Origin of the sequence: Bacillus sp. FSL M8-0077 (genome assembly GCF_038050255.1) — a bacterium.
Taxonomy (GTDB): domain Bacteria; phylum Bacillota; class Bacilli; order Bacillales; family Bacillaceae; genus Bacillus; species Bacillus altitudinis.
Genome location: NZ_JBBPAF010000001.1, coordinates 1,117,643 through 1,141,244, shown reverse-complemented (window position 1 = coordinate 1,141,244; position 23,602 = coordinate 1,117,643). Strand labels below are relative to the sequence as shown.

Sequence of the window (23,602 nt, the reverse complement as noted above, 5' to 3'; positions counted from 1 at the left end):
TACAAATGAAAGTCATTTACTTAAAAGGAGATGTTTGTCATGTTCAAAAAGAAGATCGGGGTTTTATTGCTTACAGGCCTCTTTATCGCTAGCCCTCTTTTCCAATCACCTGCTCAAGCAAGTGAAACTTCTACGAAACAAACAAAATATTATACAGAAGAATTGGAGCACCTGTATCCAGACAGTGATTATGCAAACAATGATACGATGGAAAAAGCTCAATTCTTACAGCACTCTCTTCATCTAAACAAGACTTATTTATATCACGAAGGCAGTATCTCTTCTACGAATGACATTGATTTTTACCGTTTCACCAGCTCTAAATTTGATGGAGCAGATGGCCGCTTTTCTATCAAACTCGTCAATGTGAAGGCTGGAAATGATTTTGATCTGTATCTTTACAATCAGAACGGGTCACTCGTATCTTCCTCTGTGCGGACAAACAACCAAAATGAAATCATCCATATGCCGAAAATTGCCGCAAGCACTGACTACTACTTAGCCGTCAAACCAAAGCAATTATTAAATGAAGAGGACAACATGTATCGTATTGTCTTTGATAAAAGTATTGAAAAAGGCACAACCAAACGATATGGATCACCTGCCACATTGAATAGTTTCAATGAAGCCGGATCTCCCAATTCTTCTTTTGATTTAAGCAGCTTGCCGCAGGATGCTGTTATCACTGGCCTGTCATTAGAAGCTGAAAAAGGCAGTACAAATGCATATAATTATGTATTCACCGTCTCTTCCTTAAAAGGCGGAACAGTGAACGTACCTTGGAACGGTCAAAAAGTTGACATCTCTTCTTATAAAACAAGTCAAGTACCGGCAAAAGACCGCTTTTTTGTTTCTTTTAATGCAACCGAGGTTCCTCAATTGATCGGTGGACGGTTAATCAAAGTAGGCGTTGTCTCAATTAAGAATTTACAGCTCACCTTTGAATATGAATACAACCGTGACCTCAATTATTAAACCATACAAAAGGAAAAGGTACCCCTTTTCCTGAGATTGTTGACAAAGGGCTAAAATGAACTTGATTTTAGCCCTTTGTCTTCTTTTCATCGTGATAGAAAACCTTTGCAGCCCTAGGAAGGACGAGTACTGGCGCGGAGCGAATGTCACATTCGTGAGCACCAGCACGCAGGACTGACAAAGAATGCGAGGGTTTGTCTACACGCTGAGGAAAAGGTACCCCCTTTTCCTTTTTCTTATGCCTTCTTATGGTACGATACATATAGAGAAATCATCGAAGAAGGAGTTGCGTGTATTGCTAAACGTTATTCAACGATCTTTAACACTTGATGACATACCAGATCTTGTCGCATTGTCAAAAGAGGTCGACTGGCCTGATTACAATGCGGAAGAGCTCACATCTCTTTTAACAAATGGACATTTTACTGGTTTTACAACAACTGATGGACGAGTCATTTCATGCGCTGGACTTTTTCAATATGACAGAGTGGCATCAATTGGGGCGGTCATTGTATCAGAGACACATCGTGGCCTCGGTCTTGCCCGTCAAATGATTGACACACTGCTTCGTCATAGTGATCCAAGTGTCCCTGTCATTTTAACGGCTACTGTACAAGGACAGCCAGTTTATGAAAAAATCGGCTTTCAGACAGCCGGATATATTCATACATACAAAGCACAAAAAACAAATTCTAATGCGCTTCACGCGTCATATCAGATTCATCTTTCTCCCGCTGATGAAACGCACCTTCCGTCTATTGAAAGACTGGATGAAAAAGGCGCAGGGACCAATCGATCAAACTTCTTAATAAAGCGAATGGAGCGAGCAACGTTTAAACTGATCGCAAAGGATGAACACCATGAAATCACCGGCTTCGCGTTTGGAGTGGAAACACCAGCTAATCTGATGATTGGCCCGCTTGCTGCAAACGATGAACAAACGGCGCTATCACTTATTCAATCACTTCTCACGTCTTATTCTGGCGCCTTTCGTTTAGATATGCAGGAAGAAACAGCTGAGCGCCTGCATGCATCACTTGTAGAAGCAGGATTTACGAAAACAAACGTCGCACATTTTATGATGATTCGCGGGGACGAAAAGCAGAACGATTCGGCGCTTCTCTATTTCCTAGCCTCACAAGCATTTTCTTAAAATATCAAAAAGCTGTAGACAGATGTTGTCTACAGCTTTTCTTTTTTACTTCTCGCCTACGGATGAGAGAACTTGAGCGAGTGCATTTGTGACCTTGCCATGCTCTGATGCATGCGGCCGGTCATCTCCATCTCCATAGCCATAATCAATCATGCGATTACGGTTTAAGCAAAGCTTTGTCAGCTGAGGCTGGAATAGATCAAATAAGGTAAAACGATCTTTTAGCTGTGGAAATTGCTTTTGATACTGCTGAATTTCTTCTGCAAGCAAGCGCCAAAGCGTCGTTTCATCTAACAAATTGTGATTGTCTAACACGTTTGACACGTAACGAAGATTGCAAATAAACAGGCCCGTAAAAATAAATTGTACAAGACCTTCCGGCGGCTCACTACGCAGCACTTCCTTTAGATCTTCTTCTAATGAAGCCAATTCAGGCAGTGGTTGATCACTAATGTTCACATCATCAACAAAATCTTTGATCGCCAAACGATGCGGTTTGTGATCTTTTAACACAAGAATTGTATTTTGTCCGTGCGGTGAGAAGACCGTGCCATATTGATACATAAAGTGCAGAAGCGGCGGCATGACAGCATGGAAGAATGACGCCATCCATTCTTTTGCTGAGAGACCCGATTTTTCAATGAGCTGCTTCAGATAAGGCTCGCCTTCATGATCCTCATATGTGAGTGCCGCAAGCGTGACAGGGCTCTCCCCTTCATCTAAATACGTATAAATGCTTTCTCTAAAAATCACGCCAAGCATTTCAAGGTATTGATACGGCGCTCCAGGTAGCTTGCTGTAATAAGGATGATCAACATTGATACTCGCATTCTCACCTGGTAAAATGACGCGGCATACCTCGGACAAAAAGGCATCTTGATCGGCGATTCCTTTAATATGCGCTGTAATACGAGGAGCAATAACCGTACGTTCTGATGGGAGCCCCCGGTACACTAGCGTATTTAAAATACTCATTGGCAGTTTAATATGATGCTTGCCTTTATTTGAGATATTCGTAAAGGTTCTGATCGATTGCTGCGGAATATATTGATCCAGCCCTTCTCCTAAATACACAATACGGCGCATGGCCAAATCTTCGGGGAAATGTTGGATGATCATATGTGTCCACTGCCATTTATGAACAGGCATCATATAATAATCAGCCACATTCAGACCTTCATCCTTTAACACACGATGGAATTGACGAATCGTGACTTCGTCTAATTCTTTGGCAATGATGCGCTCATAGTTCTCATGATCGACCGCATGGAATGTCGCAAGCTCTCGGTGAACAGCAATCCAAGACAGCTGCACACTTTCCTGCCTTTCAGGTGCATAGGCTAAGTAATCATCGTAGCTGAACCCAATACGCCCTTTGTTATATACGATCCAAGGATGACCAGTCATCTCGCCTTCAATCCATGCGTAATCTGTATCCGTCAGCTCATCTGCACGAAGTGCTTTTTTCGACAGCAAATGAACATCAGCTAACAAGGTATGGTGAAGCTCTTTGATCAGATGGCCAGTTGTTTCAGAAGACATTGGGATGATTGGCTGAATGTCTAGTAAAAACACAATGGCACTAACATCCTTTGTCCATGTTCCGTCTTGACAGCACTCGATCGATTCAGCAATCGTATCAAAACTATCAAACAAACGAGGTTTTGCGAGATAACGATATTTCTTCTGTTCGTGAATGATTAATTCATATTGGGCGATGCCATCCTGATGATTTAGCTGAACGGGATGAAGCATATCCTCATACATATATTCGGACAGCATTTTTGCCACCATTCGCTGGTTTGCTTTTTTCCAAGCAGCAGGATTGACCGCTTTTTTCAATTCATCTTGTACACTCATCGGTTCATCCTCCTTACCCTTTGATTTCTTCAAATGTGTTTGCGTGTTTATGTGTACCGAATGTCTGGAAGACATGCTTTTGATAAAGTGGATACACAGGTCGACGAGCCAGTTCATTGATAATGACACTGTTTCGGTACGCCCCTAGCCCTAAATCTGGTGCGCCTACTCCATGTGTATGAAGCTCTGCATTTTGTACAAAAATATCATTTTCACCTAATGTATTTGTTTTCAATCGATATTCACGTTCAACCTGGAAGCGTCCTTGATGATCCCACCTAATATGATGGGAAATCGGATCAATAAATGGCGGTAATACGGATTGATAGCCCGTTGCCAAGACGACAATGTCTGTCTCATGCGTAAAGGATTCCTCTTTGACCCATTGATTGCATGAAAGCGATAAGCCGTCCCTCGTTTCCTCAATCAAATTGACCTCCGTCATCGCCTGCAGCACGGTGTTCAGCTGCTCTCCGCAAGCAGAACGTTCATACAGCAAGTGATAAATATCTCGGATCATCGCTGAGCTGATGCCTTTATACAGCAAATCTTGCTGCTTTAATAGCGCATCTTTTTTAGGTTGCGGAAGCTCATAAAAGAAATCAATATAGTCTGGAGAGAAATACTCAAGACCCAAATTTGAATATTCCATTGGGAAAAACCCTTTAGAGCGTGTAAACCAATGAATATCCTTCGCCTCATCGTCTGATAAAATGTCATAGAATACTTCTGCCGCACTTTGACCAGAACCGATGACCGTCACGGATTTTCCTTTAAAACAACCTTCTTTCTTTCGTTTCAAGTAATCAGCAGAATGAAACACCCGATCCCCTAAAGCTGGCTGAAGAGATACTGGTACCGCAGGCTGTGTACCGATACCTAAAACAAGATGCTTACTTTCAAACACCTCTACCGTTTGATCTTTCACATGACGGACATGCACTTCATATCGTTTTTCTCCAGCTTTTTCAACGATGGAGACAGATTCGACATTCATGCCAAATCGGCAAGAATCTAATTGATCCGCGACCCAGCGGCAATAATGGCTATATTCCTTGCGCGGGATATGGAAGTCTTCTAGAAAGTAAAATGAATACAAACGGTTTTGTTCCTGCAAATAGTTGAGAAAGCTATATTTGCTTTTCACATCCGCCATACTGACAAGATCCGCTAAAAAGGGGACTTGAAGTGTTGTCCCTTCAATGAGCATACCTGGATGCCAGTGGAACGCTTCACTTCTTTCAAAAAACAAAGCGTCAATTTCGTCTACTTCTTCAGATAATGCAGCAAGCCCTAGGTTAAATGGTCCAATGCCAATCCCAATGACATTCACTACATTATTTTGCTTGTTGAACCACGTCATGGTTATACTTCCTTTCAAATCGATCTCGATGACAAAACATCAAAAGACCTGTTTTATCTGGTAAAGTGACTGGTTTCACACGTTCGAATCCACACTTTTCAAAGACATGAATCATTTTTTCGTTCCGAATATCTGGCTCAGCCACGATTTTTTCTGTTCGTTTGTTCTGCTCAAACTGAAATGCTGTCATGGCTTGAAGCACCGGAGCCGCAAATCCTTTCCCTACATAATCTGGCTCTCCAATTAACAGGTGAATGCCTTGATCATGCGGAGAAGGCTCATAGTACGATTCAATGATATCCCCTTTCACATTGTATGCTTCAAAATAGCTCATCGGCGTGCCATCAATGGTTCCCAAATAAAGGGTTTGATGCGGATCATGAATGGCCTGATAAAAGTGCTTTTCAAAAGCAGGAAATGGAATATTCAAATGCCAAAATGGGTGGACATACTCTTCTTGCATCCACTTGTGGACAAGCTGGACGTCCCGTTCATATTCAGCGCGAATGAACCCAATTCGATGCCTCATCCAATCAGCGCCTCCTTATGTAAAAAGAGCGGATTCAATACAGACGTGTACCTGGATTGCGTTTCTAAAGAACCCGTCAGCTCATCCATATCTTCAAACCGAGTGAGTAAGTTCGCTTTTGAAGGCAGCTCCTGTGACCGGAGAAGACTGTTCGTCAGCTCAGATGCACCATATGTCTCTTCATGCGCAATCAGTGTGTCTCTAATCAGGGCTAATAAATCTTCTTCTTGTGCAAGCCCCTCTGTACCAAAACCATTCACAAGACCAAACAAATGATTAAAGAAGAAATAGTAACGCAGTCTCTCAACCGCTACATCGTCTGCACAAATAGTTTCACTTCTGACGCTTAAGTTTTGAACAAGCTTCGCAAGCTGATCCTTTTTCGATTCGCTATAATAGTAGCCTTGATTGTCACGATAATAGAATGTGTGCGGATATCCATTCTTTAGCTGTACGACAGCATTTTGCTGATGGGCTTCAAGGGCAAGACCATACGTTTCAAACAACCAAAGCATCGGCTCTAACGAAATCGATAAATATTGTGTGAACCAATCACGGCTGACATCTTCTGTTGATCTGCCTTCAGCGTCTGCTAATTCATGAATAATGCCTGAAAGCCTTGATTTTCCTCCGTATGCATGATCCTGACATAGCCCTGCAATTAAGCTTGCCCCTTTTTCATGATGCAAAAATGGATTTTGACGAATGACGACTTCAAAGCCAGATTCCACCTCATCCCCTTGAATAGATAGATACGCAGGATCTTCAATCACACGGAATCCAGAGAATTTGTCATATAAAGAAACGCCTAATTCTGTTTTTAAGATACGAGACATCTCAACTCCGCGATCAAGTTCCTTTTGTTTGTTAACACGTAAAGAGTTTGTGATTTTTACAGGGACAGAGAATTTGAGCATGTACTCAGAGTTTTTTTGATAGACCGTTCTAAAGGAAGATGTCGCTGTGTATTCAGACCCTAGCGGCCCTAAATACGTCAACATCCCGTCCTCTATATAACGCTTGACGAACGCTTTTTCCATCACCACTTGGACTTGCAGCGGATGAATCGGAATCAGGACATATTGACCGCCTTCTGTTAACGTCGTCAGTCTCTCTTTTTCTTCTGGCATCTGGCGCATGAGCTCCTCAAACATGAGACTTGCCGCAGACTGTGAAATAGAAGAATCCTGAAGCACAATTGACGGATGTGCTTTAAAGTAATGAAGCTGGAAAGAGCCTTTCAGCTCAGGAGAATAAATAGCTTCCTCCTCTTCTGTCATTCCTTGTCTGCTTTTTGGTGTAGGATGCGTTAAATGTCCAAGAAGAAGCGACTGCTCCGCTTCAATATATTCAAAATCAGCTGAAGAAAGAGCCGCTCGATCACTTTCTCTCTCTCTAATGAATCGTTCAATATTCCGGCAGCTTAAAATGATGCGAAGCATGAACTCATCCTCTGCATCAGTGCGGCCGTATTCAATGAGAAGTTCCTTTGAACATAAAGCAACAAGTGTTGTATAATCGATGATCGTTCCCTGTTGCTCACTGCCTTGCGGGCGAAAGCGAACGGGGAAATCAAAGAGATGACGGCCTACAGGCGAAAAATATCGAATCGGAATGACAAGCTCAAGATCTTGTTTTGCTAATGCTGCTACAAATACAAGTGAGCCGTCTGCTTTTGTCTCTTTCTTTGCAGATCGATCAATTCCAGTTTCACGTAAAAAACAGTTTAAAAAGCTTTGCATCGTTGCATTTTCAGCCATTTGTTTATATTGACTCAACGTAGTACCCTCCCGGATTGAATATGAGCGATCCCGATATCAACAATGTCAGAAAGGATTTCCTCAATATGTGTAATAGTCGTTCTCGGATTTAACAAAGTGAATTTTAAGCATGTTTGACCATTGGCCACTGTTTTTGCTACGACAGCCGTTCCTGTTTGGAAAAGTGTGCGATGAATGATTTTATTGATGTCATCTGCTTGATGATCATCCATAAAACGAAACACGACTGCATTGATTTCTGGATCAGGATTGATCACCTCAAGATGCTCATTTTTCTCAATCAACGCAGCCACATCTTTCGCAAAATGGATGGTATGGTCAATGATACTTGCAAATCCTTCTTCTCCAATCATGCGCAAAGAGAAAAGGAGTTTTAGCGCATCAAACCGGCGCGTCGTCTGAACAGATTTATTAACGAGATGTAGAATTCCTTCCAGTTCATCTTCCTTTGGATTGAGATAATCTGCATGGTAATCAATCAAACCAAAATATCTTTTATCCTTTAGTAAAAATGCCCCGCAAGAGATCGGCTGATAAAATTGCTTGTGAAAATCGATCGTGATCGAATCCGCAAGCTCGATGCCATCTAATTTTCCTCGGAAGGTTTTGCTTAATACAAGCGCTCCTCCATAGGCAGCATCTGCATGAATCCACAAACCGAAAGGCTTCACCATGTCATATATGTCATGTACAGGATCAATACTGCCAAAATCAGTTGTTCCGCAAGTCGCCACGACTGCAAATGGAAGCAAATCCTGCTCCTTAAGCTCCATAAGCTTCTTCTGCAAATCATGCAGGTCCATTCGGTGATGTTCGTCTGTCTCAACTAACACAACAGCCTGTTCACCTAAACCTAGCTGAGATGCTGATTTTTTCACAGTGAAGTGGGCATTCTTGGAGCAAAGAATCCGCATACGGTTTGCCTCGCTCGGCAACCCTTTCTGCTGTACATTCCATTGCCATGTGTTTTCGCAAAATGCATCTCTTGCTAAAAGCAGTCCCATGTAGTTAGATTGGGTTCCACCGCTCGTAAAGGTCCCATCTGCTCGTTCTCCATAAGAGAACTTTTCACATAACCACTTAAGGATTTCCTCCTCAACCAAAGATGCAATGCCGCTTTGATCAAAGGAATCCATTGATTGGTTAAAGGAACTTACGATCACCTCTGCTGCCAGTGCAGGGATAAGAGGTGGGCAATGTAAATGTGCCAGGCATTTAGGATGTGATACATCAACCAAATGCGGTAAAAGGTGATTTTTTATATCTTGAAAAACAGACTCAATAGATTCACCAGCCGGTTGAATTTGGAATAACGATTCGACATGAGCCGCTAATTTCCCAGGCAATATTCCGCTATACGGTCCTCTGCTTGTTTGCCACTCTGCAAGTAAGCTGTCGATGGATGTGGAGAGAGCCGCTTGGAAGGACTCCCTCCCAAGCTGGCTTTGTTGAATAAATAATGAATCAATAGATGGTTTAGTTGACTGCATCGTAAACGGCCTCTTTAAAAATCGTGATGACTTTTTCAAGCTGTTCTTCTGTCATAATCAAAGGCGGTAAGAATCGAATCACACTTCCAAAACGGCCTCCTGTCTCCACAATTAAGCCTTTATCGAAACAATTCTTTTGAATGAGACTGGCTAGCTCTGGATTTGCTGGATAACTGCCGTCCACATCTTGTTTCTCATCTGGATTCACAACTTCAACACCAATCATCAATCCTCTTCCTCGCACATCACCGAGAGCAGGCACTTGTTTTTGAATGTCTTTTAGATTCGCCTGCATACGCTGACCAAGCGCTTCTACATGATCAAGCAGATTGGTTTCTTTTATAAATTTAAGCGTAGCAGTTCCAGCTGCCATCGCCATTTGGTTTCCTCTAAACGTGCCAATATGTGCACCTGGATTCCATTGATCTAAGTCTTTGTCATAAATCACAACTGATAGCGGAAGGCTTCCCCCAATTGCTTTTGATAACACAATGACATCTGGCACAATACCAGCATGTTCAAAGGCAAACATCTTACCTGTTCGGCCGATGCCTGACTGAACCTCGTCAATAATAAGCGGAATTCCTTTTTCTTTTGTGATTCGTCTCATTTCTTGTATCCATTCAATTGATGCCGGGATGGAGCCGCCCTCCCCTTGCACCGCTTCAAATATCATGCCTGCTGGCGGGAGAATACCACTCTCAGGGTCATTTAATACACGCTCAATATAAGAGCTGGAAATGCGATGTGAGTCTTTACCGCCAATTCCAAATGGGCAGCGGTATTCATATGGATAAGGCAGGAAGTGAACATCTGGCATTAATCCTTGCACTCTTTCCTTTGGTGATAAATTGCCGCTTAATGACATCGTGCCATGCGTAGCACCATGATATGCCCCGTGGAATGATAGAATGGAACGATTTCCTGTCGCTGTCTTGACTAGTTTAATTGCTGCTTCTATAGCATCACCACCAGTTGGTCCGCAAAATTGAATTTTCGCTCTTTTTGCAAACTCCTCTGGCAAGTGAGAAAAAATCTCATTCACAAATTCTTCTTTAATCTCTGAAGTGATGTCCAGCGTATGCAACGGTCTTTTTTCATGAAGCATACGTTCAATAGCATCTATAACAACCGGGTGATTGTGACCAAGGGCAAGTGTTCCTGCGCCTGCTAGGCAGTCATAAAATTCTCTACCATCTGCATCTGTCACGATCATACCTTCGGCTTTTTGCATGGCTAATGGGAACCGTCTCGGGTAAGACCTTGCATTAGATTCTCTTTGACTTTGCTGCTCTAAAAATTGCTGATTTTTAGAAACGGTTTTGATGGACATAATAAAACACTCCTCCAATTGATAAAGATTATCATTTTCATTTACTACCCTAGAGGATGTAAGATACGAAAGTCAATTGTATTCAAAAAGATGATTCTAAAAGCATATAAATGCTATATTCTCTTTTTAACGAGTAATTTCGTGTATTTTTTACAAACATCTACAGCCATAAGGCGATGTAACGTTTAATCATGAAAAATGTTAAAAAAATTACAAATCAATTCTCCCGGTTCTTTTGCTCTATGCGTTGTAGAGCCCTTGATTGATACGGGACGGCCGAATGAAATGAATGTAGAAAATCAAAGAATGAACGTCATTTTCTCTTGATATAAATGGGTATAATGGTATAATTTCTCTGAAGCGAAAGGGAATCGAGGGAGATCTGATGATTTTAACGAAGCATGACCTTCACCACTACCTGGCACAAGATCAGAAAGCACTTGCCATCAATCGAAAAAGACCAAAGTGGCTTGGGGATGATATTTGGAAATATCAAAGATATTTACGAAAATATGAGTACTATACCAATAGCGGTGCTACGTTACGCAAATGGTTTTATCGTTACTTACATAAAAAGAAAGGCATGCAGCTTGGCTTTGATATTCCAATTGGTGTATTTGGACCTGGGCTCAGAATCAACCATACTGGGTTGTTGATTGTGAACAAGCATGCCAAAATCGGCGCATTTTGTGATATTCATCAGGGCGTGAATTTTGGTCAAAACCATCACGAAAAAGATGTGCCTGTCATCGGAGATCATGTATGGATCGGCCCTGGCGCTAAACTGTTTGGAAACATTTATATTGCGAATCATATTTCCATCGGAGCAAATGCTGTAGTGAATCGCTCCTTTCATGAAGAGCACATTGTCATTGCAGGTGTGCCTGCGCAAAAAATAAAAGAAAAAAGCCCTTCTTTATGAAGGACTTACTTGATCAAAGCAGTGAGCCACATGAGATAAAATAAGATGGTTAAACATGAGGATCATCCTGCCCGAGCCCAACACCATTTATCCTTATGATGCTATGGCGCAATCAAACCATCAATCGGTAGCAACATGAAGTGAAAAAATCACCACAGCCGTACTCTCTAATTTGCGTTGGAGTACCCGAAGACCAGCATGAGGAAGTACAAGACAAAGACGAGGATGGCAATCGCATAGATGAAAATGGACACAATCAGTACTGTCCAGCCCAACCCTTTTCTTCCTGTTTGAATGAGATATATTCCAAGTGTAAAGAGCCCGAGTAAAAGGCCTAAGATGGCCCATAACCATTTATTTTTCCCGTGTTTTGGTGCATCAACGAATAGGTAGATTGCGACTAATATGGATACGAACCAACCTGTAATCCATTTCACATTCATCCGCCACCCTTCTTTTTCAATTTATTTAATCTTACTATACTTTTTTCCTAATCTTAAAAACAACTATTCAAATGAATGGTGAGGAAGGCTTTGCCATTCTTCTCTCAACATCCCATACCGCATCGAATCATAATACTCCCCTTGATAGTAACGAACCTTACGAAGTCTTCCCTCAAGGATAAACCCGCATTTCTCTGCGCAACGCATCATGCGTTCATTTCCAGACCAGGTGGTCAGACCGATACGTGGGATATCAATGTGTGAAAAGAGTTCATCGATCCATAGACGCAATGCCTTTGTTCCAACGCCCCCATTCCAAAAACGCGAGTCATAAATAAGAATCCCACACTCCAACCAGCGCGTGCGTTCATTCTCCCAATAATAAGAAACTGTGCCCTTTAATTCACCTCCTACATCAATGCCAAATAATTTTGGCAGGACAGATTCATCCTGTAAATAGCGTTTTTTAAATGCAGCAAGCGATATGTCGTGTTCAATAAAATACGGTGCATTCCACTTTCGATAGGCCTGGTCTGGTGCTTTAAACCTTAAATGCCATACCACTTCTAAATCGGTTTCGTCTAATGGGCGTATACCCACAATCTCTTCTTTTTTTCCTTTCATCTGTTCACGTTCCTTTACTTTGTCGTCCTTTTGGCAAGATGGCGGTACTCGATAGGCGTTATGCCTTCATTTTGCCGAAACAGCTTAGAAAAATAAGTAGGGTCATCAATGCCTACATGTTCTGCGATGAGAGCAATTTTTTCATTCGTTGAAGCAAGTAGGCTTTTGGCTTTTTCAATTTTGAGTCGATTGATGTACTGGCTTGGCGTCAGTCCGTACACGGTCTGCATGCATCTTGTCATGTAATCAGGGTGGTAATGAAGAATCTCTGCCAGCTTTTCCATCTGTAATTTTTGCGTAAAATGACGTTCAAGATAGTGAACCACTTCTGAAGCGACAGTCTCTTTTGCACTTGGAATATGAAATGCTTCTTTTTGTAAGTGAATGAGCATTTCCTCAAATTGAAGCTGCTTTTTGAGCGGAAGTTCAGACGCATCATCATTTAATGCACGCATCGCTGAAAGATGCTTCTGTAATACGTTTCTCCCTTTCACTTTTCCTTTTCGGGGCAGACGAAATTCATAGCTTGCTGCTTTTTCAAAAGTGGCTTGATTTTGTTTCATGTCAAACCAGTGCTCTCTCGGCCGATCTGTAAACTCAAATGAATCTATTGAGAAATGCAGCCACTCATAAAGTGTTTCTTTTTTGCATGGCAGATGTCCACCATGGGCGAGTCCCGGTGATAAGATGATGTATTCTCCCTCTTTTATGTGATGAGGCACCTCGTCTTCTGTGATCCATAGTTCACCTTTCGTGACATAAAGAAGATCAAATACGGTGAAAATTCTGGAGATATGTCGTTCTCCTGGCTGGAATACACCTTTGCCTGAAGCAATATAGACTGGAAATGGCGGCACAGTAAATGTAATAAACGGACCCATATTCATCCCCTTATGAAGTCGGATTTCTCCAATAAGTTTCGGTTTCATCTCTTCTTATTATAGTCGATGCAAGGTACACTATAAATCGGATTTATACGAAAGAAGGCGATGTGATGAAACCACAAGCACTGACAATACAAAAGGTTCAAGCCAAAAGTGAAAAATCCCACCCTTCATTATTTGCATTAACTTGGCCTATTTTTATCGAAATCTCTTTATATATGCTGATGGGGAGCGCAGATACACTGATGCTCAGCCAGTATTCTGACAATAGTGTTGCCGCAGTAGGGGTAAGCAATCAGCTATTAAATTTATTGATTGTGATGTTCAGCTTCATTACGACTGGGACGACGATTGTCATTGCGCAGCTTTTAGGAGCGGGCCGCAAGCAGGAAGCGACCCAAGTTGCCTATGTATCACTAGGCACAAACTTCCTCATTAGTTTTGTGATCAGTCTTCTTATGTTTGTGTTAGCTGTGCCTATCCTGCATATGATGGGATTATCAAGCGAGCTCATGCCAGATGCATCCGTCTTTTTACAGATTGTCGGCCTGCTTTCTTTTATTCAGGCGCTCATTATGACCTATAGTGCTATTTTAAAAAGCTATGGATTCACGAGAGATACGATGTATGTCACCATCGGTATGAACCTGTTAAACGTTGCTGGTAATTATTTGGTCATCTTCGGACCATTTGGCTTCCCTGTATTAGGTGTCATGGGTGTTGCTCTTTCCACATCATTTGCACGGTTGATCGGACTAACAGCCATGATCCTCATTGTTCGACACCGAATTGGATTACGGTTTTCATTCAAGCGAATGTTTTACATCCAGCGGACGCATTTAAAAAAACTGCTAAAAATCGGTATTCCTTCTGCTGGAGAACAGCTTTCTTATAATGGCTCTCAAATGATCATTACGCTGTTTATCACATTTATGGGCACGCAAGCACTGGCAGCAAAAGTCTATACCCAGAGTTTGATGATGTTCATTATGTTATTTGGTGCCGCCATTAGCCAAGGAACGCAAATCTTAATCGGGCGCCTGATCGGGGCGAAAGAGTTTGATGCGGCCTATCGAAGATGCATGAAAAGCTTATACTGGGCCATTGCCATCTCACTTCTTTCTTCGACTGCTTTATCTTTATCATCGACGCATTTACTTACTTTTTTCACTAGCAACAGTGAGATCATTCAAATAGCGAGCCTCCTCCTCATATTGACGATTATTTTAGAGCCGGGACGTTCTTTTAATATGGTCATCATCAACTCCTTGCGGGCAGCTGGTGACGCAAAGTTTCCAGTCTATATGGCGATGATTTCAATGTGGGGCATCGGCCTTCCCATCGCTTATCTATTAGGCATTCAACTTGAGATGGGCCTTATCGGGATTTGGATTTCTTTTATCGTGGATGAATGGGTAAGAGGTATCTTCATGTATAGACGGTGGCGTTCAAGGGTGTGGACGGAGTATCGGTTTACTTCCACATAAAAAGGACTGCGGGTGCAGTCCTTTCAGATTGTTGACAAAGGGCTAAAACGAACCTTATTTTAGCCCTTTGTCTTCTTTTCATTACGTAATATCTTCTAAAATAAGTGCTTTTTCTTGTGTTGAAATATATGACCGCTTCGTAAAGACGCGGTATTCGTTTTCTCTAGTTTTATCTAAAATAGCCTTATAAAAGTGAGCAGCTGCTTTCACTGGTATCCTTGAATAAAGTGGGAATTCATGGAGATGGTCAAAAAATTCCTCGTAGTACGCCTCTGCCTCAAAAGCAATATATTCCCATACATGCTGGAAGGCTTGATTGACGATCCCTTCTTGTAATTCTTGCTCTGTATACCCAAATTGATCCATGACTTGTTTTGGCAAATAAATGCGGTTCCTTTCCGCCTTATCCTCACCAATGTCTCGAAGAATATTGGTCAACTGCATGCCAATCCCAAGGGAAATCGCTGCTTCTTTTAGCTGTTCTTTTTTACGCGGTGCAATGATCGGAAGCAGCATTAATCCAACTGTACTTGCGACATGATAGGAATAGATGAGCAGTTCATCTAACGTTTCATACCGGTGCTGCTCTAAATCCATCTCCTGTCCTCGCAGCAGGTCACGGAATGGGGCTTCATCCATACGAAACTGTTGAAATGTATACTCCAGCGCCACCCACATTGGGTCATCACAATCTACTTCTCCCTTCAAGAAACGATCAAATGCCTTCTCAAAAGACGCCAGTTCCTCCTTTGGTGAAGGAGACTCATCTACAATGTCATCCGCTCTCCTACAAAAGGAATATACGGCCCAAACAGCCTGTCTTTTCTTTTTAGGCAGCATGGAAAAAGCACGATAAAACGTTTTTGAATGGGTTTGAATGGTCTCTTCACATATTTTCAATGCTGTTTGCACATCAACCACTTAGCTTCACTTCCTTTCTGTTGTTCAGATCTTTAAGCAGTACAGAAGCCATGAGCTTTGCACTTTGCATCACGATCGGTACCCCGCCGCCGGGATGGATGGAAGCACCTACCGCATATAAATTGTCTACCTCTGCAACCTTTACCTGCGGGCGAAACACACCTGATTGAAACAAATTAGGAGCGAGGCCAAAGCTGCCGCCTTCAAACAATCCTTCTCGCATTGAATCATTCGGTGTTCTCACCTTGTGCCAGACAACCGCCTCTCGCAGCTGCGGAAAGCCTCTTTTCTCAAGACGCTCCACCATTTTATCCACAAAGTCTGTCTCTTGTTCCCAGTTGATGTGATCTCCTGATGGAACAGGAATGAGCATATATAGGACACTGCTGCCTTCTGGGGCAAGGGATGGATCGATGGTCGATGGATTAAAAGTATAAAATGATGGATCTTGAGGTATCGTTTTCGTTTGGAACACCTCTTTCATATGCTGATCAAAGTGTTCTCCCATGAAAAATTGATGAACAGGTGCTTCATCGTATACTTTGTTTAACCCTAGATACACCATCACGCAGCCGGAGGATGGAACATATTTACGCCGGTCTTGTTCACCTAAACCAAGCTGTTTTAACGCCGCTGGATAATCTCCGTTCATCACAAATGCATCAGCTGCTATGTGTTCATCATTTATTTTTGCCTTGACCACACGTTTCCCCTCAAACTCAAATTGTGCGACTTCTTCACTTTTTCTTATGTGTACACCCGTCTTTAAGAGCTGTCTCTCCAATATATCTACTAAACTCGCATATCCGCCTTTTAAATAGTAAATTCCGTGTGCGTGCTCACTATATGAAACAAGCGAATAAATGGCGGATGCTTCATACGGATTTCCTCCGACATAGAGGGTTTGAAGTGCATATGCATCTCGGAGGCGCTCATCCGAAAAATATTTTTTGAGAGAACTTTGAACGGTTCGATATGCTTTTAATTTCATTAAAATCTTCATGTTCGCTTTTGTAAAAAAGGTTCGTTTTTCATGAAATGATTTTTCTAGAAAAGCTTGCTGCCCTTCTTGAAACCGATCCGTCATTTCTTGCATAAATGTTAAATATCCCTGTTCTTCCTTTGGAAATACACGTTTGATTTCTTCTAGTTGTCTCAGTGTATCAGAGTATTTCGTGTAGGAGGTTCCATCTTGATAGTGGATCGTATACAGCGGATCGAGCTGTAAGAGATCAAGAGAGGTTTCATCAATGCCTACGTCATGTAAAATGCCTTTTAACATATCAGGAAGTAGGACAATGGTCGGACCTTCATCTACTTTATATCCTTTCTCACGTACAAAAGCAAGCCTCCCGCCAAGCCGTTCATTTTTTTCAACAAGGGTGACATCATGTCCAGCTTTTTTTAAATAGAGGGCTGAGATCATTCCGCCAATACCGCCGCCAGCAATCAATATATGTTTTTTCATGAGGCGCTCCCCTTTTCTTGATGTGGCACTCTTTTGTGCGTATGTTTCTCTTTTGACAGAATCGCATTTGTCGTGATACGCGCTGATTCTAAAATGGTTGGCAATCCGCTCCCCGGGTGGGTTCCTCCACCAACGAGCCAGCAGTGTTTCAACTCATCAAATTCATTATGCGGCCTTAGTACCATCATCTGCGTCAACTGGTGACCAAGGTTAAATGTAGCTCCTTCATACACGTACAGCTCTTCTTCCCACTGCTTCGGCGTGATCATCCGCTCGATTTCGATATGATGCCTAATATTTTTAAACCCCGTTTTCCGCTCCAGCGTATCCAGCACAAGCTCTCTGAATTCTTCTTGATGCGCTTCCCAGTCAATACCGCTTTGATTATTGGCAACGGGTGCTAACACATAAAGAGCGGACTTGCCTTTTGGCGCAAGAGAATCATCTGTCACACTTGCATTTTGAATATAAATGGACGGATCATCCGGCAGCTCAAAGGTTTTCGTAATCTCTTTGACGAACTTCGCATAGTCATCGGAAAAAACGATGGTATGATGCGGCTCATCATATATCGTATCTAAACCTAGGTACAGCATAAAGGTAGAGCATGAGAATTTTTTCTTTTTCAGTTTCTTCTCGCTATATTTCTTTAAAAGACCCGGCTCTACAAGCTTTGTCATGACGTGTGCAAAATCACCATTTACGACCACCTCATCTGCCTGTATTTCTTCACCGGTTTCTAAGCGAATGCCCTTCACTTTCCTACCTTCCGTCAGCAGCTTTTCAACTCCAGTTGATAAATGAAGGGTAGCCCCAGATTCAACAGCTACCTTTGCCATCGCTTCTGACAGTTGATTCACTCCGCCTTTCGGATGATAAACGCCTGTGTCATGCTCCATATAGGAAAGAATCGAGAATGCTCCTGGGCATTCCCAAGGTGACATCCCTAAATATTTTGATTGGAATGTAAAGGCATATTTCACTGATTCATTTGAGAAATAATCTGACAGCACATCATATAAGCTTTTATTTAATGAGAGCTGAGGAAGTGCTTTGATGACTTTTGGACGCAAATAATGATGGAAACGATCCATTTTACTTTGTAGAATCGGCGTTAGGCGGTCCATTTTTCGTTTTGTATCATTCATAAAACGTACATACCCTTCGCCCTCACCAGGTGCAAAGTCTTCTAGTCGTTTGTACATTTCGTCTCGATCTCGAATCATATCAAGCTTCTCATCTTGAAAGATTAATCTATACATTTCTCTTAATTCAATCACATCTATATAATCATAGAGATTTTTACCGGCAAAGGTGAACAGTTCCTCTGCAATATGAATCATACTGAGAAAAGTAGGACCTGTATCAAACGTGAAATCACCAAGTTGAAACTTAGAGTTACGTCCGCCAACAAAGGACTGTTTTTCATATATATGAACATCATGTCCTTTGCTTTGCAACATCATAGCTGCTGCAAGTCCCCCTGGTCCTGCTCCGATCACAATGATTTTCATTATCCTTTTTCCTCCAAATTAATTCACTTTAAGTTAATTATACAAATTAAAACTGTTAGTTCAACTTTTGATGTGCTCTAAAAGTCTCATGTTATGTATCAAAAAAGCCGACTTCCTTTCAACAAATGCAAGAAAGCCGACCCTTTGTTATGCTTCTATATCAATTCGATATGTTTCAAACCAATGATGAATCTGTGCCAAATGGGCAATGAGCTGTGGGCCTTTCATTAACTGACCATACCAAGGAACCTGAAAAGAAGCCCCTTCCGTTTCAATCAGCTGTTTTAATTGATGTGGATCTAAAAATTCATGAAGCACAGAATCCTTTTGCGCGAGACAATCTGTTAACATTTCTTTTACCGCCTGAGTATAAGCAGGATGATGTGTTTTCGGATAAGGGCTCTTCTTGCGATAAAGCACTTCATTCGGTAAAATTCCCTCTAATGCTTTTCTCAAAACCCCTTTTTCCCGATTTCCATACATTTTCATTTCCCAAGGAATATTCCATACATACTCAACAAGACGATGATCTGCGAATGGTACACGTACCTCAAGGCTCGCCCCCATGCTCATACGATCTTTTCGATCCAACAGCGTTGTCATAAACCAAATCATATTTAAGTAAAAAAGTTCTCTTCGGGCTTTATCTACTCCAGTTTCTCCATCTAAAAGAGGGGTTTCTGCCACGGTTTCTTCATATTTGCTTTGCGCATATTCTTTCAATGATAATTTCTTTTGCCATGAGTCTTGAAGAAGCTGAATGCGTGCTTCAGTTGATCTCATCCAAGGGAATCCATTTGTTTCGCTTGCCATGTGAAACCATGGATAGCCACCAAAAATCTCATCCGCACATTCACCTGATAAACCGACAACAAAATCCTTTTTAATTTCTCGGCAGAACCATAGCAAAGAAGAATCAATATCTGCCATCCCCGGCAAATCTCGTACTTCAACCGCTTCTTTTAAATAAGAAGCCAGCTCTTTTTGCCCGATGATACAGCTGTGATGATCCGTTTGAAACGCTTTGGTCATTCGATCAATCCACGGCCCGTCAGCATTCGGCTGAAATTGACTTGCTTCAAAGAATTGATCATTTCCGTCGTAATCAACGGAATACGTATGCAGCGGGGCTTTCCCTATTTTCTCAAAGTGCTTGGCGGCAATGGCCGTAATGGCACTAGAATCCACACCGCCCGATAAAAACGTACATACAGGCACATCAGAGACGAGCTGTCTTGTAACGGCATCTGTAAAGAGTTCTCTCACGTGCTGAGCGGTGTCATCAAGCGAATCTGTATGCGGCTTGCTTTTGACATTCCAGTACCTCCATACACGCAAACCATCTTTTGAGAAGGTTAAGGCATGAGCTGGTCTCAGCTCTTTCACTCCTTTAAATACGCCTTGCCCCGGTGTTCTAGACGGCCCTAAACCAAAAATTTCTGATAAGCCTTCATGATTGACTTTGGCTTTCATTTCAGGATGAGTCAGCAGTGCTTTGATTTCTGATCCAAACAAAAAGGAATGATGACGTTCTGTATAGAAAAATGGCTTGACGCCGAGCCGGTCTCTCGCTGCAAATAATAATTCACGCTCACTATCCCAGATGACAAATGCAAAAATCCCATTAAAATGGGTCACACACTCTTCCTTCCATTCTGTATAGGCGTGAAGAAGAACTTCTGTATCAGAATGCCCAAGAAAGCGGTGCCCCCTTTTGAATAATTCTTTTCGTATATCCTCCGTGTTATAGAGTTCTCCATTGTATACCACCGTGTAAGCATGGTTTTGATGGGTATATGTCATCGGCTGCTTTCCGCCTTCAACATCGACAACGGCTAACCGTTTATGGCCAAAAAGAACGTGCTCACTTTTCCACGTATTTGTATCATCCGGCCCTCGTTTAGATAATGTATCTGTCATTTGATTGATTACATGATCCTGTTGGATGAGCTGCTTTTTAAAGTCTGCCCAGCCTGTTATTCCACACATCATCATCAGCTCCCATCCGTTTTTCATCAAGTGTTCTCATTTAGCCTTTCTTAGTTTATGCATCGGCTCCTTGATAGTTGATTTGTCCTTTTTTCCCCTGTGTATAGGACAAGCTTCATTTGGTAAGAAAAGAAAGAGGAAAGGAGGTTTTGCGAATGGAGAACCGAATGACATATCTTCAGCAAAACCACCCAAAATGGTGTAACGGGTATTTACTGATGGAAAACGGTCATTGTCTGATTGAAGACGAAGAAGGAGACATCATGCTGCCTGAAAGCCTTCAAAGTTCTATGATCTGCTTGAAAGAAAAGGAGCAATGGACAAAAGGTGAATTGCTCGGGTCTGTTGTTCTTTGTGAAAATGGACAACTGATGGAGGTAAAAGGCGGAGAATTCATCCAATATACAGCGGCACTGTCTAAAGGCTGGCTTGATTTGCTTCTATTCGTACCGGAAAGCGTCTTTTATCAGATCATTGATCATGTAGAACAGCTTGGCTTTTCCGTCTATGATTGTGTCTTCTCTTCCTTCCATCCATCTCATCGCGTGTCTTTTTTTCAGTTTTCAGGAGACATGCAATCACTTGCCCTTCAATGCCATCATTCGGGTGCAAATCAAGTTCAATTGGAATGGACGACGTCTGACGGTCACCGGCTAATGTCTCAGTTTGATCTCACATAAAAAGGGCACTGCTTTTGATAAGCAATGCCCTTTTTATCTTAAAAGATATGGAACCCGATCGGCAGACGTAAGCCGAGAAGAATGGTCACAATGGCAACCACGATAAAACCAATGAATACACCCGTCACCGATTTTCCTTTTTTCTTGCGTACAAGAACCATTTCCATGAAACCAATCACAAGAATACCAAGTATCATTTTTCCAACATACTCGCCCCCGTAACCCGGGATTTTCATTCCTGTGCGAACATACAGCTCTACGCCTGTTGCAATAATGAGCAAGTAAAATAGTCGTACGATCATATGCACAATTTTAGCGCCTTTATCGTTTTTACCTGCTAATGCAAAGGCAACGAAAAATAAAATAATACCTAGCACCCACGCTGTAATATGTAAATGTGTTCCCATTTGTGATTTCCCCCTTTATCAGAACAATTACCTTCTCATCGTACCACGAAATAAGTCGAACACAAAGCGACAATCCTGTGTCAACACACCTTTATTTGACGCGATTTGATAACGTCCCAATTGGTTCAATTGTTACTTCAATCTGATCGCCTGAGGCTAAAAATTTTGGCGGTTCAAAACCTTTGCCGACTCCAGAAGGTGTACCTGTTGCAATGATGTCTCCCGCTTCCAGCGTCATCCCTTTTGAAAGAGTTGACACTATGTCTTCAATTGGGAAGATCATTAATTCCGTACTGGCAGACTGACGAACCTCTCCGTTTACCTTTGTTTTCACATGGAGTGCTCCATGATCCTCGATCACTGACTTGTGCACGATATAAGGTCCCATTGGACAAGTTGTATCTAAGCTTTTTCCGATGAAAAATTGTTTGTGTTTTTTCTGCAAATCTCTTGCCGTTATATCATTTAAAATGGTGTAACCGAAAATGTAATCGTGGACCTCTTCAGGAGCAATATTCTTTCCTGTTTTGCCAATGACAATGGCAAGCTCCCCTTCGTAATCCAATTCACTTGTCACATCTTCATGGAGAAGAATGTCCGCTTCATGCCCTACAACAGAGGTAGGCGCCTTTGTAAAGATCATCACGTCTTTAGGAATATCTGCCGCACTTCCCATTTCCATGACGTGATCTTGATAGTTTTTCCCAACACACATGATGTTTTTCGTTGGTTTTGGAATCGGTGCATGGAGTGTCACGTCCGAAAGCGGATAGACATAAGAGCCGCGGTCTTCTTCTTTTTTCTCCGCCCAATCAAGAAGCTGTTTGACGTGTTCGACAAACTTGTCCCCCATGTTGATGCATTCAGATAAAGAGTTTGGCAATGTCTCCAGCTCAAATAGTTTTGCTTCTGCCTTTTTGACGTCCATCACCCATTCATCATCAATGACGACCCCAATAAACAATCTGTTATGTATCTCACCTGTAAAAAACTTCATGTCTTCCCCTCGCAATCTTCATTTCAATACATTATGATGTCTCATTTTTATTTCTCTACGAAATAAAAAAAACCCTTTTTTATCATACTCTCTTTTAAAAAGGGTTTCAAAAAGGAAGACCTGATATTTAGCGGAAGCGTCGATACTCCCACATATTTCCTTGATCCCATTTGCGATGGACATTTCCTTGATTGCGGGAATGATGTTTTTTCTTTCCGCATCTTCGGCAAGAGTGACTCCGTTTATGATGATGAGAACGTTTAGATCGATGGCTTCGGAGTGACTTGCGGCAGCTTTTCTTATGATGAGATCTGTATTTGCTGCGGCATGATTTTTTTGGTTTACTCTTTTTACTGCGGTATGATTTTTTTGGTTCACTCTTTTTGCTGCGGCATGACTTTTTGCTTTTATACGACTTTTTACTTTTGCATGATTTCTTGCTCTTTACACTTTTCTTTGAGCAGCGACTTTTTTTAGAGCGATAGCTTTTCTTAGAACGATAGCTTTTATGGCTTTTTTTGCTGCGATGTGATTTACGGCATCCTCCCCCACCAAAGAACCAGTGACGGCGATTTGAATGACGAGAACGAGATGATTTGTGTGAATGTCCCGATTCAGGTTCACGATCTAAGTGATGATCACGCCCCTCACTTCGAAGTGAATCAACTGCATGTTCAATATGAGAATGATCAAATGTGCTCACGAACAATTCCCCTCCCAATCTGTGCTGACAAAACAAACAGACAAAGCTGTTTATCTTCTCTGCTTTATGTTACGAGACT

Annotated in this window: 21 protein-coding genes and 1 pseudogene; 5 read left to right on the top strand and 17 right to left on the bottom strand. The window is 41.9% G+C overall.

Annotated elements, in window-relative coordinates:
• The first annotated feature begins 39 nt into the window (after positions 1 to 39).
• Positions 40 to 975, top strand: a complete 936-nt coding sequence (locus NST57_RS05705; RefSeq protein ID WP_142154749.1) for an anti protein — start codon at positions 40 to 42, stop codon at positions 973 to 975.
• A gap of 295 nt (positions 976 to 1,270) precedes the next feature.
• A complete protein-coding gene (locus NST57_RS05700) occupies positions 1,271 to 2,128 on the top strand; it encodes a GNAT family N-acetyltransferase (RefSeq protein WP_341298223.1) in 858 nt (285 codons plus the stop codon).
• A gap of 45 nt (positions 2,129 to 2,173) precedes the next feature.
• Here the strand turns inward: NST57_RS05700 and NST57_RS05695 are convergent, their stop codons facing one another.
• The 6 genes from NST57_RS05695 to NST57_RS05670 are packed head-to-tail and all read right to left on the bottom strand — an operon-like array spanning position 2,174 to position 10,484.
• The gene (locus tag NST57_RS05695; RefSeq protein WP_341298222.1) at positions 2,174 to 3,988 is read right to left on the bottom strand and encodes an IucA/IucC family protein; all 1,815 of its coding nucleotides are present in this window, start codon (positions 3,986 to 3,988) and stop codon (positions 2,174 to 2,176) included.
• Positions 3,989 to 4,001: 13 nt separating this feature from the next.
• Entirely contained in the window at positions 4,002 to 5,351 is a 1,350-nt protein-coding gene (locus tag NST57_RS05690; RefSeq protein ID WP_341298221.1) for a lysine N(6)-hydroxylase/L-ornithine N(5)-oxygenase family protein, read from the bottom strand.
• Complete coding sequence (locus tag NST57_RS05685; RefSeq protein ID WP_341298220.1) at positions 5,326 to 5,880, bottom strand: GNAT family N-acetyltransferase; 555 nt, start codon at positions 5,878 to 5,880, stop codon at positions 5,326 to 5,328. Before NST57_RS05685 ends, NST57_RS05690 begins: the two co-directional genes overlap by 26 nt.
• A complete protein-coding gene (locus NST57_RS05680; protein WP_341298219.1) occupies positions 5,877 to 7,658 on the bottom strand; it encodes an IucA/IucC family protein in 1,782 nt (593 codons plus the stop codon). Before NST57_RS05680 ends, NST57_RS05685 begins: the two co-directional genes overlap by 4 nt.
• On the bottom strand, positions 7,655 to 9,151 hold the full coding sequence (locus NST57_RS05675; protein ID WP_142154743.1) for a pyridoxal-dependent decarboxylase: 1,497 nt from the start codon (positions 9,149 to 9,151) through the stop codon (positions 7,655 to 7,657). Before NST57_RS05675 ends, NST57_RS05680 begins: the two co-directional genes overlap by 4 nt.
• Positions 9,138 to 10,484, bottom strand: a complete 1,347-nt coding sequence (locus NST57_RS05670; protein WP_025207123.1) for an aspartate aminotransferase family protein — start codon at positions 10,482 to 10,484, stop codon at positions 9,138 to 9,140. Before NST57_RS05670 ends, NST57_RS05675 begins: the two co-directional genes overlap by 14 nt.
• A 385-nt stretch (positions 10,485 to 10,869) precedes the next feature.
• On the opposite strand from NST57_RS05670, the gene NST57_RS05665 reads away from it, so the two are divergent.
• Positions 10,870 to 11,406 carry a serine O-acetyltransferase gene (locus NST57_RS05665; RefSeq protein WP_341298218.1) on the top strand — a complete coding sequence of 179 codons (537 nt, stop codon included), beginning with the start codon at positions 10,870 to 10,872 and terminating at the stop codon, positions 11,404 to 11,406.
• A 167-nt stretch (positions 11,407 to 11,573) separates the two neighbouring features.
• Here NST57_RS05665 and NST57_RS05660 read toward each other — a convergent pair whose 3' ends face one another.
• The 3 genes from NST57_RS05660 to NST57_RS05650 all read right to left on the bottom strand — a co-directional run bounded on the left by NST57_RS05660 (position 11,574) and on the right by NST57_RS05650 (position 13,354).
• On the bottom strand, positions 11,574 to 11,849 hold the full coding sequence (locus tag NST57_RS05660; RefSeq protein ID WP_035392471.1) for a hypothetical protein: 276 nt from the start codon (positions 11,847 to 11,849) through the stop codon (positions 11,574 to 11,576).
• Between the two features lie 63 nt (positions 11,850 to 11,912).
• Positions 11,913 to 12,473, bottom strand: coding sequence for a GNAT family N-acetyltransferase (locus NST57_RS05655; protein ID WP_142154741.1), 561 nt, complete (start codon positions 12,471 to 12,473; stop codon positions 11,913 to 11,915).
• A gap of 14 nt (positions 12,474 to 12,487) precedes the next feature.
• Entirely contained in the window at positions 12,488 to 13,354 is an 867-nt protein-coding gene (locus NST57_RS05650) for an AraC family transcriptional regulator (RefSeq protein ID WP_142154740.1), read from the bottom strand.
• Between the two features lie 113 nt (positions 13,355 to 13,467).
• Between NST57_RS05650 and NST57_RS05645 the strand changes: the two genes are divergently transcribed.
• Positions 13,468 to 14,844: an MATE family efflux transporter gene (locus NST57_RS05645; RefSeq protein WP_341298217.1), complete on the top strand. Its 1,377-nt coding sequence runs from the start codon at positions 13,468 to 13,470 to the stop codon at positions 14,842 to 14,844.
• Between the two features lie 81 nt (positions 14,845 to 14,925).
• On the opposite strand, the gene NST57_RS05640 is transcribed toward NST57_RS05645, so the two are convergent.
• The 4 genes from NST57_RS05640 to asnB form a co-directional block, all read right to left on the bottom strand.
• Entirely contained in the window at positions 14,926 to 15,765 is an 840-nt protein-coding gene (locus NST57_RS05640; protein WP_142154738.1) for a squalene/phytoene synthase family protein, read from the bottom strand.
• Positions 15,758 to 17,233 carry a phytoene desaturase family protein gene (locus tag NST57_RS05635; protein WP_142154737.1) on the bottom strand — a complete coding sequence of 492 codons (1,476 nt, stop codon included), beginning with the start codon at positions 17,231 to 17,233 and terminating at the stop codon, positions 15,758 to 15,760. The genes NST57_RS05640 and NST57_RS05635 overlap by 8 nt, the downstream gene beginning before the upstream one ends.
• Entirely contained in the window at positions 17,230 to 18,747 is a 1,518-nt protein-coding gene (locus tag NST57_RS05630; protein ID WP_341298216.1) for a phytoene desaturase family protein, read from the bottom strand. The genes NST57_RS05635 and NST57_RS05630 overlap by 4 nt, the downstream gene beginning before the upstream one ends.
• Before the next feature lie 147 nt (positions 18,748 to 18,894).
• Positions 18,895 to 20,736, bottom strand: coding sequence for an asparagine synthase (glutamine-hydrolyzing) (asnB, locus tag NST57_RS05625; RefSeq protein WP_341299187.1), 1,842 nt, complete (start codon positions 20,734 to 20,736; stop codon positions 18,895 to 18,897).
• A gap of 155 nt (positions 20,737 to 20,891) precedes the next feature.
• On the opposite strand from asnB, the gene NST57_RS05620 reads away from it, so the two are divergent.
• Positions 20,892 to 21,416, top strand: a complete 525-nt coding sequence (locus NST57_RS05620; RefSeq protein ID WP_142154735.1) for a DUF2777 family protein — start codon at positions 20,892 to 20,894, stop codon at positions 21,414 to 21,416.
• A gap of 38 nt (positions 21,417 to 21,454) precedes the next feature.
• Here the strand turns inward: NST57_RS05620 and NST57_RS05615 are convergent, their stop codons facing one another.
• From NST57_RS05615 to cotG, 4 genes and pseudogenes are all read right to left on the bottom strand, one after another.
• Entirely contained in the window at positions 21,455 to 21,823 is a 369-nt protein-coding gene (locus tag NST57_RS05615) for a DUF1516 family protein (protein WP_142154734.1), read from the bottom strand.
• Between the two features lie 91 nt (positions 21,824 to 21,914).
• Positions 21,915 to 22,820: a fumarylacetoacetate hydrolase family protein gene (locus NST57_RS05610; RefSeq protein WP_341298215.1), complete on the bottom strand. Its 906-nt coding sequence runs from the start codon at positions 22,818 to 22,820 to the stop codon at positions 21,915 to 21,917.
• Positions 22,821 to 22,838: 18 nt separating this feature from the next.
• Complete coding sequence (locus NST57_RS05605; RefSeq protein WP_445818814.1) at positions 22,839 to 23,123, bottom strand: hypothetical protein; 285 nt, start codon at positions 23,121 to 23,123, stop codon at positions 22,839 to 22,841.
• A pseudogene (gene cotG / locus NST57_RS20335) lies at positions 23,020 to 23,523 on the bottom strand (spore coat protein CotG); the annotation flags it as partial. The pseudogene cotG and the gene NST57_RS05605, both read right to left, overlap by 104 nt.
• Positions 23,524 to 23,602 lie beyond the last annotated feature (79 nt).

Bases quoted from the DNA above. Each gene is read 5' to 3' on its own strand.
- NST57_RS05705 (WP_142154749.1), top strand. From the start codon at position 40: ATGTTCAAAAAGAAGATCGGGGTTTTATTGCTTACAGGCCTCTTTATC.
- NST57_RS05695 (WP_341298222.1), bottom strand. From the start codon at position 3,988: ATGAGTGTACAAGATGAATTGAAAAAAGCGGTCAATCCTGCTGCTTGG.
- NST57_RS05690 (WP_341298221.1), bottom strand. From the start codon at position 5,351: ATGACGTGGTTCAACAAGCAAAATAATGTAGTGAATGTCATTGGGATT.
- NST57_RS05685 (WP_341298220.1), bottom strand. From the start codon at position 5,880: ATGAGGCATCGAATTGGGTTCATTCGCGCTGAATATGAACGGGACGTC.
- NST57_RS05675 (WP_142154743.1), bottom strand. From the start codon at position 9,151: ATGCAGTCAACTAAACCATCTATTGATTCATTATTTATTCAACAAAGC.
- NST57_RS05670 (WP_025207123.1), bottom strand. From the start codon at position 10,484: ATGTCCATCAAAACCGTTTCTAAAAATCAGCAATTTTTAGAGCAGCAA.
- NST57_RS05665 (WP_341298218.1), top strand. From the start codon at position 10,870: ATGATTTTAACGAAGCATGACCTTCACCACTACCTGGCACAAGATCAG.
- NST57_RS05660 (WP_035392471.1), bottom strand. From the start codon at position 11,849: ATGAATGTGAAATGGATTACAGGTTGGTTCGTATCCATATTAGTCGCA.
- NST57_RS05655 (WP_142154741.1), bottom strand. From the start codon at position 12,473: ATGAAAGGAAAAAAAGAAGAGATTGTGGGTATACGCCCATTAGACGAA.
- NST57_RS05650 (WP_142154740.1), bottom strand. From the start codon at position 13,354: ATGGGTCCGTTTATTACATTTACTGTGCCGCCATTTCCAGTCTATATT.
- NST57_RS05645 (WP_341298217.1), top strand. From the start codon at position 13,468: ATGAAACCACAAGCACTGACAATACAAAAGGTTCAAGCCAAAAGTGAA.
- NST57_RS05635 (WP_142154737.1), bottom strand. From the start codon at position 17,233: ATGAAAAAACATATATTGATTGCTGGCGGCGGTATTGGCGGAATGATC.
- NST57_RS05630 (WP_341298216.1), bottom strand. From the start codon at position 18,747: ATGAAAATCATTGTGATCGGAGCAGGACCAGGGGGACTTGCAGCAGCT.
- asnB (WP_341299187.1), bottom strand. From the start codon at position 20,736: ATGTGTGGAATAACAGGCTGGGCAGACTTTAAAAAGCAGCTCATCCAA.
- NST57_RS05620 (WP_142154735.1), top strand. From the start codon at position 20,892: ATGGAGAACCGAATGACATATCTTCAGCAAAACCACCCAAAATGGTGT.
- NST57_RS05615 (WP_142154734.1), bottom strand. From the start codon at position 21,823: ATGGGAACACATTTACATATTACAGCGTGGGTGCTAGGTATTATTTTA.
- NST57_RS05610 (WP_341298215.1), bottom strand. From the start codon at position 22,820: ATGAAGTTTTTTACAGGTGAGATACATAACAGATTGTTTATTGGGGTC.